14 protein-coding genes are annotated in these 16,144 nt (G+C 59.3%); 6 read left to right on the top strand and 8 right to left on the bottom strand.

Going from position 1 to position 16,144, the window contains the following annotated elements:
- Nucleotides 1-167: 167 nt before the first annotated feature.
- The 5 genes from BUC36_RS11490 (at nucleotide 168) to BUC36_RS11470 (ending at nucleotide 2,451) form a co-directional block, all read left to right on the top strand.
- A complete protein-coding gene (locus BUC36_RS11490) occupies nucleotides 168-437 on the top strand; it encodes a hypothetical protein (RefSeq protein ID WP_143186963.1) in 270 nt (89 codons plus the stop codon).
- A 105-nt stretch (nucleotides 438-542) separates the two neighbouring features.
- Nucleotides 543-842: a hypothetical protein gene (locus tag BUC36_RS11485; protein WP_073275250.1), complete on the top strand. Its 300-nt coding sequence runs from the start codon at nucleotides 543-545 to the stop codon at nucleotides 840-842.
- Nucleotides 832-1,131 carry a hypothetical protein gene (locus BUC36_RS11480; RefSeq protein ID WP_143186962.1) on the top strand — a complete coding sequence of 100 codons (300 nt, stop codon included), beginning with the start codon at nucleotides 832-834 and terminating at the stop codon, nucleotides 1,129-1,131. Before BUC36_RS11485 ends, BUC36_RS11480 begins: the two co-directional genes overlap by 11 nt.
- Before the next feature lie 304 nt (nucleotides 1,132-1,435).
- Nucleotides 1,436-2,053 (top strand): carbonic anhydrase, encoded by a 618-nt coding sequence (locus BUC36_RS11475; RefSeq protein ID WP_073275513.1) that lies wholly within the window; start codon nucleotides 1,436-1,438, stop codon nucleotides 2,051-2,053.
- Nucleotides 2,054-2,067: 14 nt separating this feature from the next.
- Nucleotides 2,068-2,451 carry a hypothetical protein gene (locus BUC36_RS11470; protein ID WP_073275246.1) on the top strand — a complete coding sequence of 128 codons (384 nt, stop codon included), beginning with the start codon at nucleotides 2,068-2,070 and terminating at the stop codon, nucleotides 2,449-2,451.
- A 95-nt stretch (nucleotides 2,452-2,546) separates the two neighbouring features.
- On the opposite strand, the gene BUC36_RS11465 is transcribed toward BUC36_RS11470, so the two are convergent.
- Both BUC36_RS11465 and BUC36_RS11460 read right to left on the bottom strand, forming a co-directional pair.
- Nucleotides 2,547-5,750, bottom strand: a complete 3,204-nt coding sequence (locus BUC36_RS11465; protein WP_073275245.1) for an efflux RND transporter permease subunit — start codon at nucleotides 5,748-5,750, stop codon at nucleotides 2,547-2,549.
- 148 nt (nucleotides 5,751-5,898) lie between these two features.
- Nucleotides 5,899-7,041 carry an efflux RND transporter periplasmic adaptor subunit gene (locus tag BUC36_RS11460; RefSeq protein WP_073275244.1) on the bottom strand — a complete coding sequence of 381 codons (1,143 nt, stop codon included), beginning with the start codon at nucleotides 7,039-7,041 and terminating at the stop codon, nucleotides 5,899-5,901.
- 394 nt (nucleotides 7,042-7,435) lie between these two features.
- Here BUC36_RS11460 and BUC36_RS11455 point away from each other — a divergent pair, with 394 nt between their 5' ends.
- Nucleotides 7,436-8,395: an AraC family transcriptional regulator gene (locus tag BUC36_RS11455; RefSeq protein WP_073275511.1), complete on the top strand. Its 960-nt coding sequence runs from the start codon at nucleotides 7,436-7,438 to the stop codon at nucleotides 8,393-8,395.
- Between the two features lie 13 nt (nucleotides 8,396-8,408).
- On the opposite strand, the gene BUC36_RS11450 is transcribed toward BUC36_RS11455, so the two are convergent.
- From BUC36_RS11450 to BUC36_RS11425, 6 genes are all read right to left on the bottom strand, one after another.
- Nucleotides 8,409-8,621, bottom strand: coding sequence for a high-potential iron-sulfur protein (locus BUC36_RS11450; protein WP_159436014.1), 213 nt, complete (start codon nucleotides 8,619-8,621; stop codon nucleotides 8,409-8,411).
- A gap of 240 nt (nucleotides 8,622-8,861) precedes the next feature.
- Nucleotides 8,862-11,192 (bottom strand): immune inhibitor A domain-containing protein, encoded by a 2,331-nt coding sequence (locus BUC36_RS11445; protein WP_159436013.1) that lies wholly within the window; start codon nucleotides 11,190-11,192, stop codon nucleotides 8,862-8,864.
- A 273-nt stretch (nucleotides 11,193-11,465) separates the two neighbouring features.
- A complete protein-coding gene (locus BUC36_RS11440) occupies nucleotides 11,466-12,791 on the bottom strand; it encodes a sensor histidine kinase (protein ID WP_073275242.1) in 1,326 nt (441 codons plus the stop codon).
- The gene (locus BUC36_RS11435) at nucleotides 12,791-14,173 is read right to left on the bottom strand and encodes a sigma-54-dependent transcriptional regulator (RefSeq protein ID WP_234994971.1); all 1,383 of its coding nucleotides are present in this window, start codon (nucleotides 14,171-14,173) and stop codon (nucleotides 12,791-12,793) included. The genes BUC36_RS11440 and BUC36_RS11435 overlap by 1 nt, the downstream gene beginning before the upstream one ends.
- A gap of 134 nt (nucleotides 14,174-14,307) precedes the next feature.
- Complete coding sequence (locus BUC36_RS11430) at nucleotides 14,308-14,844, bottom strand: nuclear transport factor 2 family protein (protein ID WP_073275240.1); 537 nt, start codon at nucleotides 14,842-14,844, stop codon at nucleotides 14,308-14,310.
- An 83-nt stretch (nucleotides 14,845-14,927) separates the two neighbouring features.
- Nucleotides 14,928-16,136 carry an ABC transporter permease gene (locus BUC36_RS11425; protein ID WP_073275239.1) on the bottom strand — a complete coding sequence of 403 codons (1,209 nt, stop codon included), beginning with the start codon at nucleotides 16,134-16,136 and terminating at the stop codon, nucleotides 14,928-14,930.
- Nucleotides 16,137-16,144: the final 8 nt, after the last annotated feature.

Below are 16,144 nucleotides of genomic sequence, written 5' to 3'. Positions count from 1 at the left end.
TTCAGTTGTCACAAAAACCCTCAAGCGGAATCGGTGGCGTGCCATTCCACCAAAATAAAGAATTCTGCGTATAAATCCTTCTGTAAAGACACCGGCCGAAACTGCCGCCACTAAACTGAAAATGTACCAACCGAAAGCGCAGCTCTGAAAGCGAGAGGTATTCGGAAATGAAGCGCATAGGGATATTCGCTTTGCCGTTGGCGGCGGCACTGGCGATGCAAGGTTGCATATTTCTTCCCGTCGAGAACAACGGCAGAGATGACCCGTTCTTCTTTGATCCCGAGGATGCCAGCCACAGCGCCGACTTTGTCGAAGTCGGTCACTACCAGCCCAATTCCCAGCTGCCCCCCTCTGCCAGCCGGCACTGTTCGGTAGATGCTGAAGTGGGTAAAGTGGGCTCCGCCTGCTGGTTTTTTCCGGTAATTCGGGTGTATTAATCCCGGGGAACTGCACCCGGGTTTTACCTGAAGACGTTGCTGTCCTCTTCTGTTCGCGGAGGAGTGCGGCCGGGTCAGAGAGCGCCAAAGACGGAGACGCAGCCTATGCAAAATCGTGCGATAGTTTTTTCCGCTCTCGCCACCGCCACACTGCTGGGCAGTTGCGGCGTTGCCGATACCCGCGATGAGGTGGTTTACCCGGCCACCAGGCCGATTCCACGCGCCGCGGAATACCGGGCGCCCAGCGACTACCGGGCACCCGCGGCAGCGCCCGCCGCCCAGAGCTCCGGTGATTCTGTTTGTCCCGGCGATGCCGAGGAGCTGGCTCCCGGTTCCATCTGCCCCGCAACAGCCAAGTGTTTTGATATTTCTGGCGGCCGTCGGTGTATCGATTATGAAAAGTAGCCAGTGGATTGCACCTATTTCCGCGCTGATGATCGCTGGTTGTGCGGGCTCCAGCTTCGATGGTTTCAGAGACGACCTGTGCGGTACGCCGCAGGCCTATACCTACAGGACGGTGCCGGTCGCTGAGATGCCGGCGTTTCCAGGTTTCTGTATTGCCGATGACGTACCCATGTCCGGCTTGGGTCAGTGCATGGAGCAGGGCGTGAACTGTTATCAGCTCGACAATGGCAACTGGTGCGCGGGTCCCTTTTCACCTTTCGTGATCAGCTACCGGCCGAACTGGCCGTAATGACGGTGCCGATCAGCTAGCGCTACACCGGTAGTATTGCTGCGCGTCGTCGATACCGGCACCCTGGTTGTGCCTTGTCTTGCCTTGCCATGCTATGGGGCGTTGGGTAGTTGCCGCAGGTTCGCGCCTGCGTCTCGACGCTAGGTTCCACTAGAGCGCCATGCATTTCCGTACAAACCCTCAGATTGACCTCTGCTTGCAGCTCGGCCTGATGTGCGTGGCCGCAGCACAATTGCGGGCAAATTTGTGTATGCTTTGCCGGTTTTTTTCAGAATTTGCCCATTGTGCTGAAGGAGAAATGAATATGTTGTCGGCTCGGGAAGCGCTGCAAAGGTTGCAGGAAGGTAATCAACGTTTTGTAGCTGGTCGCCAGGGGGAACACTCCGGCATCGATGAAAGTAAACGCAAGGAGCTGGTAGCGGGGCAGGCTCCCTTTGCCATTATTCTGGGCTGCTCGGATTCACGGGTGCCGGCGGAGCTGGTTTTCGATCAGGGACTCGGGGATCTGTTTGTGATACGCGTTGCCGGAAATGTAGTGGCGCCCTCACAGATCGGCAGCATCGAGTTTGCGGCCGAGCGCTTTGGCACGCCGCTGGTAGTGGTGCTGGGGCACTCCAACTGCGGTGCGATTCAGGCCACCCTGGAACAGCTCGTGCGCCCGCAGGAAACCCGTTCACCGAACCTGCGTTCCATTGTCGACCGTATTCGACCGGCCGTCGAACCCCTACTCGATGCCGCTCCCAGCAAGGATGTCGATCAGCTGGCGCCAAGCGCCGTGCGCGCCAATATTCGCGCGTCGGCGAACCAGCTGCGTCGCGGCTCGCAGATTCTCGAGCAGCTGGTGGAAAAGAACGAGCTGCTGATTGTCGGGGCCGAATACTCGCTGGAAACCGGTGCGGTGGATTTCTTCGACGGCGTTTAGGATCTGCAGCGCCTATGAATGATAAAAAAATGAGCTGGATTCGCGGCGTACTGATAGCGATCGACCAGCTGGGCAATGCCATTGCCGGTGGGAATCCCGATGCGACCATCTCCGCGCGCACCGGCTATTTTGCCAACAAGCATGAAACGCCTTTCCGCCCCTGGTGGAAGACGATGGAAAAAGTCATTGATTTCACCTTCGAGCCGCTCGAGGGGGCGGGACATTGCCTGCGCTCTTTCGAGGCCGACGAGGAGGAGCACTGGGAGGGCAGCGACTTTATGCGCGGTCTGCTCGGGATCATCATTATCGTCGCCTGTCTTCCGCTAGCCGTGGTTACCAGGCTGTACGTGCTGGTTTTCCCGCGCGCCAGCAGGGGCGACGAGAGGCCGCTGCAATAGCAGCCCAGGGCGAGTCGGTGCCGGGATCGGATTTGTGAGGCGGGCCGCCTTCCGTGGCGGCCCGGCGAGAGCGGGCAGTTTAGATTGCGTGCCTGTCAGCTGTTCGCGGCCTCGGCCAGCTGGTTCAGGTGTGGCACTTCCCGTTCCACCTTTGTCTCCCCAGCGGTATCGGCGCTGTCCTTCTGCGACAGTTTACGCAGGGCTACATAAAACACCGGCGTCAGAAACAGGCCGAACAGGGTGACGCCGATCATGCCGGTAAAGACCGTAATACCCATCGCGTTGCGGACTTCCGCACCGGCACCGCTGGCGAATACAAGTGGTACCACGCCGGCGATGAACGCCACGGACGTCATGATGATCGGGCGCAGACGCAGGCGGCAGGCCTCCAGCGCGGCGCGCACCGGATCGTGACCGTTCATTTCCAGTTCGCGGGCGAACTCGACGATCAGGATGGCGTTCTTACAGGCCAGGCCCATCAGCACCACCAGTCCCACCTGCACGAAGACGTTGTTATCGCCCCCGGTCAACCACACGCCGAACAGCGCCGCCAGCAGACACATGGGTACGATCAGGATTACCGCAAGGGGCATGACCCAGCTCTCATACAGCGCGGCCAGCACCAGGAACACCAGCAGCACGGCCAGCGGGAACACCACCATGGCGGCGTTGCTCTGGTTGACCTGCTGGAAGCTGAGATCCGTCCACTGAATCTGCATGCCCGGGGGCAGGGCCTGGCCGGCCACTCCTTCCACCGTTGCCAGTGCCTCACCGGATGACAGCATGTTCGGATCGGATTGCCCCATCAGGTCCGCCGCCGGATAGCCGTTGTAGCGGATCACCGGGTCGGGACCGTAGCTCTGGCGCAGCTCTACCATGGTATTCAGCGGCACCATGTCGCCATCCGCGTTGCGCGTGTACAGGTTGCCGATGTCTTTCACCTCGTCGCGGAAAGGTGCATCCGCCTGCGCGACCACTTGATAGGTGCGACCGAACAGGTTGAAGTCGTTGATGTACATCGAGCCGAAATACAGCTGCAGGGTGCCGAACAGGTCGTCCAGGCGCACGCCCTGCGCCTTGGCCTGCAGCCGATCCACTTCCGCATCCATCTGCGGCACATTGGCCTGGTAGGAGCTGAACGGATAGCTCAGTCCCGGCACCTGACTCAGTGCGCCGGCCAGCTGGTTGGTGGCGTTCTGCAGTTCGCCGTAGCCGGCCGCCCTGCGGTCCTGCACATACAGCGAGTAGCCGGAACCGGCGCCGAGGCCGAAGATCGGCGGCGGCATAAAGCTGACGGCGAAGCCCTCCTTGATCTGTGCCAGCTTGCCGTTCAGTTCGGCGGCAATTTCCTGGGCGCTGCGATCGCGCTCACTGAAATCGTCGAACAGCACGAATACCGTACCCACGTTCGGTGTGTTGGTGCTCTGCAGCGCGTTGAAGCCGACAAATGCGGCGGCATGGGAGACGCCATCGGTTGCGAGCGCGATCTCACTGACCCGTCGGGCGACGTCCTCGGTGCGGTCCAGCGAAGCGCCTTCCGGCAAGCGAATACTGCCCACCAGGTAGGTTTTGTCCTGGGTCGGAATAAAACCTCCCGGCACCTGGTTAAACAACACAAAGGTGCCGGCGAGCAGTACCGCATAGACGCCGAACACCAGGCCGCGGCGTTTCAGGCTGCGGCCGACCAGCCCTTCATAGCGCTCCGAGTTGCGCTGGAAGAAGCGGTTGAACGGGCGGAAAATCCAGCCGAACAATCGATCGATCAGGCGCGCCGGCGCATCCGGCGCTGCCCCGTGGGGCTTCAGCAGTGTCGCCGCCAATGCCGGTGACAGGGTCAGCGAGTTGATCGCGGAAATAATGGTGGCAATGGCAATCGTAGTGGCGAACTGGCGGTAGAACTGGCCGGTAATGCCGTCGAGAAATGCCATCGGCACGAACACCGCACACAGCACGAGACTGATGGCGACGATAGGTCCGCTGACCTCGCGCATGGCCTGGTGGGCTGCGGCCAGTGGTGTGAGCCCCTCTTCGATATTCCGCTCGACGTTTTCCACCACGACGATGGCGTCGTCCACGACGATGCCGATCGCCAGTACCATCGCGAACAAGGTCAGCGTGTTGATGGAAAAGCCGAGCATCAGCAGCACGGCGAAGGTGCCGACGATTGATACCGGTACCGCCAGCAGCGGGATCAGCGAGGCGCGCCAGGTCTGCAGGAACAGGATAACCACCAGTACCACCAGCAACACCGCTTCCAGCAGGGTCTGTACCACCGACTGGATAGAGGTGCTGACGAATACGGTCGGGTCGTAGGCGACTTCCCATTCGAGGCCCTCCGGGAACTGGTCATCCAGTTCGGCCATTTTTTCCCGAACTGCCTGGGAGACCTCCAGGGAGTTAGAACCCGGCGACTGGAAGATGGGCAGTGCCACCGCCTGGCGTCCGTTTAGCAGCGCGCGCAGGGCATCCTGCGAAGAGGCCAGCTCGATACGGGCGATATCGGCGAGTCGGGTGATTTCGCCATCGCTGCCGGTTTTCAGCACAATGTCGCCGAACTCTTCCTCGCTTTCCAGGCGCCCCTTGGCATTGATGGAAATCAGGAAGTCGTTTTTCCCCGGCATCGGCTGCGCACCGATCTGGCCGGCGGACACCTGCACATTCTGCTCGCGCACCGCAGCGACTATGTCGGTCGCTGTTACTCCGAGCGCGGCGGCCTTCTGCGGATCGATCCACAGGCGCATCGCATAGTCGCCGGAGCCGAACAGGCCCGCCTGACCGACACCGGGGATGCGCGCCAGCTCGTCGCGAATATGCAGTACCGCATAGTTGCGGATATAGGTCGCGTCGAAGCGGTCGTCCGGCGAGATCAGGTGCACGGCCATCATTAGGTTGGGAGACTGCTTCTGCGTGGTGACACCCTGGCGGCGCACGTCCTCCGGCAGCCGCGGCAGGGCCTGCGCCACCCGGTTCTGCACCTGTACCTGGGCCTGATCGGGATCGGTGCCGAGCTCAAAGGTGACATTGAGAGCCAAAGTGCCATCACTGCTGGCAACGGACTTCATGTAAATCATGTTCTCCACGCCGTTGATGGCTTCCTCCAGCGGCGCGGCGACGGTCTCGGAAATGGTCTTCGGGTTGGCACCCGGGTAGCGCGCACTCACCTGAACGCTCGGTGGTACCACTTCCGGATATTCGCTGACGGGCAGGGCTGGAATGCTGATCAAGCCGACGACGAAAATAATGATCGACAGCACCGACGCAAAAATGGGTCTGTCGACAAAAAAGCGGGAAAAATTCATACGCAGTTACCCCGTGTGCGACGACACAAGTGTCGCACCGACTTTAATCTTGCGATCCAAATGACGGTTTGATGAGTGGTTCGGAAACCGCGCAACTATCGCGGCGGCTCCGCCTTGTTACCCGCCTCCGCGAGGCGGGTTTAATGAATCAGCGACCAGCCAGTTGCTGGGTAGCATCCGATGTGCGCATCGCGACCAGTTCCGGTTGCACTGGCATGCCGGGGAAGAAAATTTTCTGCACACCCTTAACCACGATCCGCTCACCGGGCTGCAGGCCGCTGCGGATCAGCGTCATCTCACCCTGCTGCGGGCCCGTCTGGACGTCGCGGCGTTCGGTCACATTGTTTTCATTCACCAGGTAGACAAAGCGGCGATCCTGGTCGGTTAGCACGGCTTTGCTGTTCACCAGTACTGCCTGATCCAGTTCTGCTGTCGGCATTTCCACCCGCGCAAACTGGCCCGGTTGAAAAATACCGTCGGGGTTGGCCACTAGCGCGCGGAACTGCATGGTGCCGGTGCGGCTGTCGAGGCGATTGTCGATAAAATCCAGTTGGCCGCGATGCGGATAACCCTGTTCACCGGCCAGGCCTATGCGAACTTGTGGGCGTTGCTCCTGTGCCAGCAGCGCGCGGCTGCTGCCAAAAGTCTGCTCGTCGCTTTCGAAATACACATACATGGGGTCGACGGAAACGAGCGTGGTCAGCAGGGTCTGGTCCGCGTTGGCCAGGTTGCCGCGGGTGACGAACGCTCGCCCGACGCGACCGCTGATCGGCGCCTTGACCTCCGTGTATTGCAATTCGAGACGCGCAGTTTCCAGTGCGGCTTCGGCGGCATTCACCGCCGCGCGAGCGGAGTCCCGCGCGGCTATACGCTGGTCGTGTTCCTCGCGGGAAATGGCGCGTGTGTTCAGCAGCTGCTGCGCGCGTTTCGCCCGCCCTTCGCTCAGGGTCAGTTGACTGCGTGCGCTGGCGAGTTCTGCCTGCGCGGCGCGTTCGCGCGCGCGGTAAGGACGTTGATCGATCGTAAACAGCACATCGCCGCGCTGCACCAGATCGCCCTCGGTAAAGGACACCCGGTCAATATAACCGCTGACGCGGGGGCGCAAATCTACGGTTTCCGGTGCGGCTACACGACCGGTAAAGTCGCTCCACAATGTGGTTGGCTCGGCCACTACTTCGGCCACTTCCACCGCCGGCGGTGGTGATTGCTGACTGTTTGACTCCCCAGTGCTGCATCCTGCCAGCACCAGTGCGCTCAAACCGATCAGCATAAATTTCAGGTTTCTTGCCATAACGTATTTGCTCCCTCGGTTACGGAAGAGTTGTCGTTGTTCCTGGTGGGATGGAACCTCTCTCCCAGTGGACGCAAACCATAGCGGTGGGAAGTGTGCGGACGGTATCCGGTTACTGTGGATTGATTGCCTAATTCTGTTGTTGGTTTGAGGGGGATCGACCGTTATTTCTGTTATTTCTATAGTCGAAAAAGTTATGCTAGCAGCACTGCAGGGGTCCATTGCAGCCAGCGCAGGCAGGGCAAAGGCTGGAGAGGAGTGAGGCAGTTGCATATTACTGCAGAGTGATTGCCTAATTCTGCAATGTTCTAAACGGCTTGCCTAAATCTCCGTATACTCGCGGCAGACCTGAATGACTTTGTCCGGTGAATGCCGGTGCGGGAGGGGTATGAAAATGCCGATCGAACTAAAGCAATCTGCTGCCATGTCCAGGGATATGGAGACGGCCCGCCAGAGCCTCGTAAGCAAGATGCTGCGCTGGACGCCGGAGCAGGGCCTGCAGGAAACTGCTCTGGACGGGGTCGACCTGATCCGTTCGGATGAAGCCACCAGTTGTGTATCCTCCGTTTATGAACCTTCGCTCGGTTTTCTTGTGCAGGGGAAAAAGACACTGCAGCTGGGCGATAAGGAAATCTCCTACGGTCCGCTAAATTATGTGGCGTCCTCGGTACACCTGCCGGTTTTGGGCCATGTGGAGAACGCCTCTCCCGATCACCCGTTTCTGGCAATCAGGCTTATCATCGATCCGCAGGAAGTTACCGACCTGGTGTTGGAACTCGGCGACAAGGCGCCGGAACTGGAAGCGGAATTTGAATGTCCCGAAATTAACTGTGGCCTTGCGGTGGCACAGATGGATGCGGGAATGCTCGATGCGGTTAGTCGTCTGGTGGGTCTGTTGGATTCCCCGGCCGATGCGCCGATACTCGCGCCGTTGGCGCGTCGGGAAATTATCTATCGCGCATTGATGGGAGATATGGGCGCGCGCATGCGCAAGTTCGCTTCGGTGGACAGCCAGGCCAACCGTATCTCGCGCGTAATCGCGGTTCTCAAGGATCGCTTTTCCGAACCGCTGCGTGTCAGCGACCTGGCTGACGAGGCCAACATGAGCGAGTCGTCCCTGTATCACAGCTTTAAGCAGGTGACGCGTATGTCGCCGCTGCAGTTCCAGAAAAAACTGCGCTTGCACGAGGCGCGTCGCCTGATGCTGACCGAGGGAATCGAAGCAGCCTCGGCCAGTTACCGGGTCGGTTACGAAAGCCCGTCCCATTTCAGCCGCGAGTACAGCCGCCTGTTCGGACTGCCGCCGCGCGCCGATGTGAGCAAGTTGCGCGGCGAGCAGCGCGTACCCGCCTGATTGCTAGCTCTGATTAAGAGGGTTTGGGCGCGAACAGGCTGCACCAGCCCTCGGGGGCAATTTTTCCCTCTACGACCTTGCATGCCTCGGGCGGCTCGAACAGCACGCAGTCTATGCATTTCTGCCCATTCTTCGGCGTGTCCTGATATTGCACCGCCTCCTTTTTCGCCTTGCCTTGCGCCACCGCCCGGTCGGTGGCGATCAGTGCAACCGGCAACAACGCCACCGAACCACTCGTTAATTTGAGAAACTTTCGCCGCGTAATGCCCTGATTCCGTTTACTCATGACAGGTTGACCTCGCAGAGTTGGAGGGAGGGAATTGGGTTTCTGTCTTTCAGATTAGTCTGAGCGAGAGAATTTGCCGAAATTGGAAAAATTAGGCGGGGCAAGAAGCAATTGAGAATCGATCTCGTTTCATTTGGAGAGGCGGCACATTGCGTGCCGCCCTGTAACCCGATAGAAGGATTAGCGGTCTAGAAGTACCTTGCCAACAGACTTGTCATCGCTCTGCGATACAACGCGCACCTTCAGACCGTATGACGTAATCGCCCGGCCGGCGTCGGGAATCGCGGCGTTGCTGAAATCACTGCTATCGTCGAAGACCGCGTTGCGCTGCGTGTGATTGTCGCGCAGCAGCAGGTTGTAGTTGTCCATCAGGTCGAGGGTAACTTTCTCTGACTTGTCGATACCGAAGGCGGCGTCGCGCACCTGGTAACGGGTAGAGGCCACCGCGTGGTCGTTCCAGGTGTTTGCGTGCTGGTCCGCATCGACGACGCCGAGGAAACCGTTGCCCGGGTGTACGCCGACCCAGTTGTCGTCGTACATGGTGTCCCTGTACCAGACAACCAGGCCTTCGTTAAACGGCAGCATTTCGCCGGCGACATTGACATGGGCGAGCCCCTGGTCGATACCGCGATGAGTGCGCCACTCGAGCAGGTAGTAGTGGTCGTGCAGCGTGTAGCCAGGGTTGCGGGTGAAGCCCGCCAGACCAAACGCGCTGTTAGCTTCTGCATCATCTACCAGCACTGCGTTGCCATCGACTGTGATCTGAATATCGTCGGCGAAGAAGCCCGGGTTGGCGACAGCGGCATCGGTCCAGTAGAAAAACACCAGATAGAACTGCTGGCCGGCGTAGGCGCTGAGGTCGAACTCGGCATCCACCCAGCCTCCCGATGTGCCGGTGATACCGTGCCCTGGGTTGCTTCCGTATGGGTTGGTGTCTGTGGTGATGTTCCCGGGGATGGAGACCAGGCCTTGGGTATCGTAACTTGCAACGAATGCGTAATCCCAATCCTGTTCGATATCGTACCAGGCCTTGAAGGTCACTTTGGCGCTACTGGCCTGGCTTAGGTCCACAGGTACCAGCATATAATTGTTCAGCCTGTTGCCCTTGCCGCTGTAGTAAGCGTATTCGCCACTGGCGGGCACGGTAATGTCATACCGTTTTTGCGGCAGGTCGATGCGCACAGCATCGTTGTTAGTGCCTTTGTGCACTGCTTCGTCCAACAATGCCTCCAGCCCTTCTGCGGGAATATCTTCGAACGCAATAGTGGCGCCGTGCAGCCAGTTGCCGCCGTGGTTGTGCTGCAGGAACTCTTTGGCCCAGGCGGAAAAACCAGTGGGCTCGGAGCCGGGAATCACACCCGCCCAGCTGCCGTTGGACATCACAGACCATGAGGAGACTGGTTCGCCGCGGCCGGTGTACTGGGTATCGTATTCGTCCGGCAGACCCAGGTCGTGGCCATACTCGTGGCTGACCACCCCGGCTGCTGCATCAGCAGGTTGGATGGTGTAGTCGAAAGCCGCCATCGGCTTTTCTTCACCCCAGTAGTCGACCGCGGCCGTAGTTCCGGGAATACGAAAAGCATCATCCAGGTAGGAACTCAGTGCCCAGCGGTGTGCCCAGATGGCGTCCTCGCCCAACTGGCCGCCACCGGCTTCTTCACCGACGGAAGAGTGGAAGATCATGACATGGTCGACGAGGCCGTCGGCTTCCCAATAATTGCCGTCGCCGTCCAGGTCGTAGCGATCTTCGATATCGAAGTCCGACAGATTCACTGCCGGATCTTCTGCCGCAGCCAGCAGTGCCTCGCGGACCAGGGCGCGGGCGTCGCCGTCTACGTTGTTGCCATAAAAAGCAGCGGGATTCTCGGCCATATACCAGCCGGCAACGGCGCCTTCCACGGTATAGCTGTTGCCGGACTGCTGCCAGTAGAACTGCCGCATCGACAGAAGGTTTTCGCCCCCGGGGCCGGTAAATCCGCTGTTCGAGAACAGCAGGTCGTTATAGTGTGCAGTCGTGTAATCCTCGTAATACATATTGGATTCGCCGACCTGGATGCTGTTGTGCGGGAAATCCGGGAACTCCATCAGAATGGCGAGCACGCGCGCGGTGCGCGTCTCGCCATCGTAATTTTCAGGCTGCAAAGGTGCGGGACGCTGCTGTTTGGCGATTCCCAGTTTGTTGCCGTTGCCATTTTGCAATGCCTGCGTGGTGGCACCGTGGGAGTTCGCCATCATTTGCCCAGCTTCAGAGTCCATCTTTTTGGACTGCAGCTGGCCCTGTGCAGCGCGCTCTTTCAAATAATCGCGCAGAATCTGTTCGGCTTCGGTGAAGGTGGCGTTTTCGCTGATACGTCCGGAGCGCTTCAGCATCTCCATCAGTTTGGTTTCATTGGCGACGGCGAGATCCAGGGGGCCACCTGTGTGCATAGGCTTGTCAGCAGCAACGGCGCCGCCTGCCAGTAGATTGAGCGCGAGCGTACTGCTCGCCAGTAAACGATATGGTGTCTGCATGATTCCCTCTTGTTTTTAAATTTTCCAGGGATGGATCGGGCGGGCGGAATGCGTGGGAGGAAAAGAAGATAAGCGCTGCCTTGCGCTGATTCCGAGCCGTCCCTAGCCCGCAATGGCCTGTGTGATTCTTGATGCACGCAGACCACTGTTAGGTTAACGCGTGGGGAGAGATTAACCGTAATGAATGTGATGCCAACTTGTGAGATAAATTTCCGGTTTGGTCCAAGTTGGTACACTTTGTCCTAAAAGAGTAAGAAAATTAGTTTGCCGAAACTAATCGAATTCTTTTGACCAGGGTAGCCGGATAGTGATCTGCAAGCCGCCGCCGGGGCGATTGTGGAGCTGAAGATGGCCGCCGTGGGCGTCGACAATCTCACGGCAAAGTGCGAGTCCGAGCCCCACACCCTGGGGCTTGGTGGAGTAGAAGGGCAGTAGTGCCTGCTGCAGAACTTTTTCACTCATGCCACAGCCGCGGTCGCGCACTATCAGTAGCTGTCCTTGAGAGTTGACACTGATCTCAAGCTCGGTGCTGCTGCTATCGCTGCCGGCCTCGGCGGCGTTTTTGAATAGATTCAGCAGCGCCTGCTCGATCTGCACCGGATCGAAGTATCCGGGGCGGCTTGGCAGGCTGCCCTGCAAGGTAAACCCGTGCAGCGGCGCGATACGATCGATCAGTTCCTGCCACTGCACTGTCTCGCAGCTGGGTGCCGGCAGTTTGGCAAAGCGGGCGTAGCCCTGGGTGAATTCGGTCAGGTGCTGGCAGCGCTCGGCGATAATATCGAATACTTTCTCCAGCGCCTCTTCCTTGCCCGGTTGCTTGATCAGCAGCTTGCCGCTGTGCGCCATCGACGAGATGGGCGCGAGAGAGTTGTTCAGTTCATGGCTGATCAGGCGAATCACTTTCTTCCACACCTGCACCTCGGCCCGGGTCAATTCCCGGGTCATTTCGCGAATAACGATCAGGCGGTGTTTCTGTGCGTTGAGTACGAAGGTACTGTTGCCGATATGCAGTGTCTGGCGGTTGTCGCCGTCGCTGTAACCGAACAGGCCGTCTTCGCCCTTGGCTATGGCATCGGCCAATTCATCGGGGCAGCTTGTCAGCAGGCGCTCGAGGGTCAGGCCCTGTATCGGTTTGCCGTTGTTGAGCAGGTGGCGGGCGCTGCTGTTGGCGTAAATGATGTGATCACCCTGGTCCACCAGCAGCAGCGCCTGTGGTGAACTCTGGATAACCGTGTCGAGCAACAGTTCGCGCTGGTAGATATGTGCGCGCTCACGGCGCAATATCTCGCCGACTTCGTTGTATAGACTGGTCAGCTGCCCGAGCTGGTCACCGCGTTTTGTTGCCAGCGACACCGAGAAATCGCCGTCGCGGAAATTCAGCAGTCCGCCTTCGAGGGCACCCAGGGTGCGGGTGAGCGGGCCGGTTACAAACCTGAGCAGGAACAGGGTGATCGGCAGGGCGAGCATAAGGCCCGCCGCCCATGCGAGGCGTGCATCCATGCCGAAGTACAGCAGCGCGAACGGAATACTGGTGCCGACGATCACCGCAGCGACCGAGATGGCGGCAATGCGCCCTTCGAGAGAGAACGGCTTGGACATCAGTAGGGAATACCGTACTTGTCGAGACGACGGTAGAGCGCCTGCCTGCTCATGCCGAGTTCCCGCGCCGCCTGCGCGATAACACCATTGCAGCTGGCCAGGGTCTGTTCGAGCAGTTCGCGACTGGGCTCGAAACTGACATCCACCTTTTCGGTGTACTGCTGGGCCGGCAGTGCCAGGGTCTGCTCGTCGATGATATCGGACTGGCTCAGCACGGCTGCGCGCTGCATGGTGTTCTGCAGTTCGCGCACATTGCCCGGCCAGCGGTAGCGCATCAGCGCCGACTGCGCCTGCGGTGACAGTTGTTTCGCGTCGCCGGGGCCCATGTCGAGGAAGCGGCGGGCCAGAGGCAGTATGTCCTCGGGCCGGTCGCACAGCGGTGGCAGTTTCAGTTCGATCACATTCAGGCGGTAGAACAGATCCTGGCGAAAATTGCCTTCGGCAATCTGTTGCGGCAGGTCACTGTTGGTCGCGCTGATTACGCGCACTTTGACTTTGCGTGTCTGGCTGCTGCCGAGGCGCTGGAATTCGCCGGTCTGAAGCACCCTCAACAACTTCACCTGGCCGCTGGCAGAGAGTTCGCCGATCTCGTCGAGAAACAGGGTGCCGCCGTCGGCGGTCTCGAAGCGGCCCTGGCGCGCCCGGTTGCCGGCACCGGTATAGGCACCCGGTTCGGCACCGAAGAGTTCGGCTTCCATCAACTCTTCCGGCAGCGCGCCGACATTGACCTTGATATAGGGGCCATCGCGCAGCGGCGAGTTGGCCTGCACGATATCGGCAATTTTCTCCTTGCCGGCGCCGTTGGGTCCGGTGATCAGCACCGCCACATCGGACCTGGCCACCTGGGTGGCCATTTCCAGCAGTTTCTGCATCGCGTCGCTGCGGTAGATGATGTTTTGCAGATCGAAATGCTGGCGCAACTGTTCGCGCGCCTGTCGGGCCTGCAGCTGCGACTTGCGCTGTTGCTCCTGCAGCTCGTTCAGTTCCAGCAGGTTTTTGACAGTCGAGATCAGTTTGTTGTCATCCCAGGGCTTGCCCAGGTAGTCGGCCGCTCCGGCCTTGACCAGCTCCACGGCCATTTCCAGCTGCGTCCAGGCGGTGAGCAGAATTACCGGCAGGTCCGGCTTGATGTCGCGGATGGCAAAGAAAAGTTCGCGCCCCTCTTCTCCGGACGTGGTGTCCGCGGTGAAATTCATATCCTGTATGACCAGGCTGATATCCGGATTTTCACGCAGCAACTGCAGGCCGGCTGGGGGGGTGACGGCGCTCACTGTCTCGATGCCGTGCAGGGACAGCAACAACTCAAGGGCTGAAATGATGCCCGGGTTGTCGTCGATGATCAGTACCTTTTCCATTGCTTCGCCGCTATTGAGTTCCGTCATTGAGGCTGCGCTGACATTATGCCTTCATACCCCTATTCGTGGAATGGCGGGCAGGTACGCGGTGCGCAGAAGGGATTGGTTCGGCCAGGCGTTACTGCCAGTGGGTGGCGCCTGGCGCTGTGAGGGCCGGGAGGTTACTCGGAACTCTCGGCGGCGGGTTGGTGATCGTAGCTCAAAACCCGGGCCAACTTCCATTGTCCGGATACTTTTTGCCAGACGTGGGTGAATTGGCCAGTTTCACGCAATACCGGCGCCTTGCCCGGCGGCAGCCCGTAAAATTTGTGCGTGCCGGTTTGAATGGCTCCGAAATTATTTAGCGGGAAAATCTTGACGCTGTCGGCGATAAGCTCCCGTCGCGCCGGCACGTTGCGGCCGGTTTTGCGGCCTTCGCACATATCGCGAATCGAGTTCAGAAACTCGGCACCGGAATCGGCGGTCTTGCCCCATTTGTCGTGGAAGAACTCAAAATCATCCGTTACCAGGCCCTGCGAAGCTTGCACGTCGCAGTCATTGAAAACGGCTTTAAAAAGCTGGTGGTCTGCGGCAGAGATCTCCTCGATCAGGCTCTCGGGTGTTGTCGGGCCGGCTACTACTGGGTACTCCTCGGCCCGTGCAACTAGCGTGGCCGAGAGGATGGCAAAAAATAATAGTACTCCTAGCAGCTTTTGCATGGGGATTTCCTTAGTGTGGTTACAGTAGAAAAGGGGGGATCCGCCCCCCCTTACTTTTTGCACTTTTTGGAAGTAAACAGCGTTTAGACGCTTCTGGTGGCCATGGCCGGGGATATATTGGCCGCGCGAATGGCAGGAACCAGGGCAGCAGTTACGCTGACGCCGAGCAGTATTAACGCGCAGACCAGCAATGTCGGTATCGACAGGACGGGCTGGCTGAACTGGTTCACCATAAAGTGATTGATCACCTGCGCCGCCGCCATGCCGATCGCAAGGCCGGCGCCGGCAATCAGGGTATTTTCCACCAGGAAGTAGCGGCTGATATTTGCGCGGGTGGCGCCAAGAGCGCGGCGCACACCGATCTGCTTGTTGCGTTGGTTAATCCAGAAAATTGTCAGGCCGATAATGCCGAGGGCAACGATAAAGGTCAGCAGTGTCATCACCGCAGACAAGACCTTCACCATGACATTGTCACTGATATAGCTCTGCGCCATTCTCTTGGACAGAGTATCCAGGTGGATAACTCGCTGCGGGTCGCGCTCGGCCAGTTTCTCCTCGATCTGCTTGTACACCGTGTCGCGCTGGCCCGGTTCGGTGCGGATCAGGTAGCGCTTGTGATTGCCGGTCACCAGCAGTGGATAGAACGCCACCTGGCCAGCCTTCGACCAGCTGGGCCAGGCGCCCAGATGCCGCTCCACCACGCCGATGATCTCGCGCGGTTCGCCGTCGCCGCCGCTGTAGAAGTATTTGCCCACGGCGTCTTCGCCGGGAAACATCACGTCGGCAAATTTCTGCGTGATGATGGCGACGCGCGGTTCGTAGGTATCATTGGGACCGATCACATCGAAGTCGGCGCGCGTGAAATTGCGCCCGGCCACCAGGTTCAGTCCCAGGGTGTCGATGAAGTGTTCATCGGTCTGGTAGTAGTTGGCGTTCTCGCCGCCGATTTCCTGGTTCGGCTCGGTGAAATAGGTGCTGGCCGAACCGGATCCGGACAGGGGGATCTGGTTGGTTACGGTTGCATCCACGACACCCGGCATATTGCGCAGTAATTCCAGGTCCGCGGCAACGGCGCCGGCCATATCGTAATTTACCGGCACCGGCATAAAGGTGACGGAGATGATGTCGCTGACTGCTATGCCAGTCGGCCGCGCCATTTTCTCCAGGCGGTCCTGCACAATCACGGTGGCGTTGCTGACGATCGCCAGCGTCAGTGCCAGCTGCACCGCGATCAGCAGTGCGGAAATCTTGTTGCGCCACAGGGCGGACAACATGGGTTTCAATTCAAACATGGCGCTGT

It is taken from the genome of Microbulbifer donghaiensis (genome assembly GCF_900129095.1).
In the GTDB taxonomy this organism is placed as follows: Bacteria; Pseudomonadota; Gammaproteobacteria; order Pseudomonadales; family Cellvibrionaceae; genus Microbulbifer; species Microbulbifer donghaiensis.
This window is presented reverse-complemented; position numbering and strand designations above follow the sequence as displayed.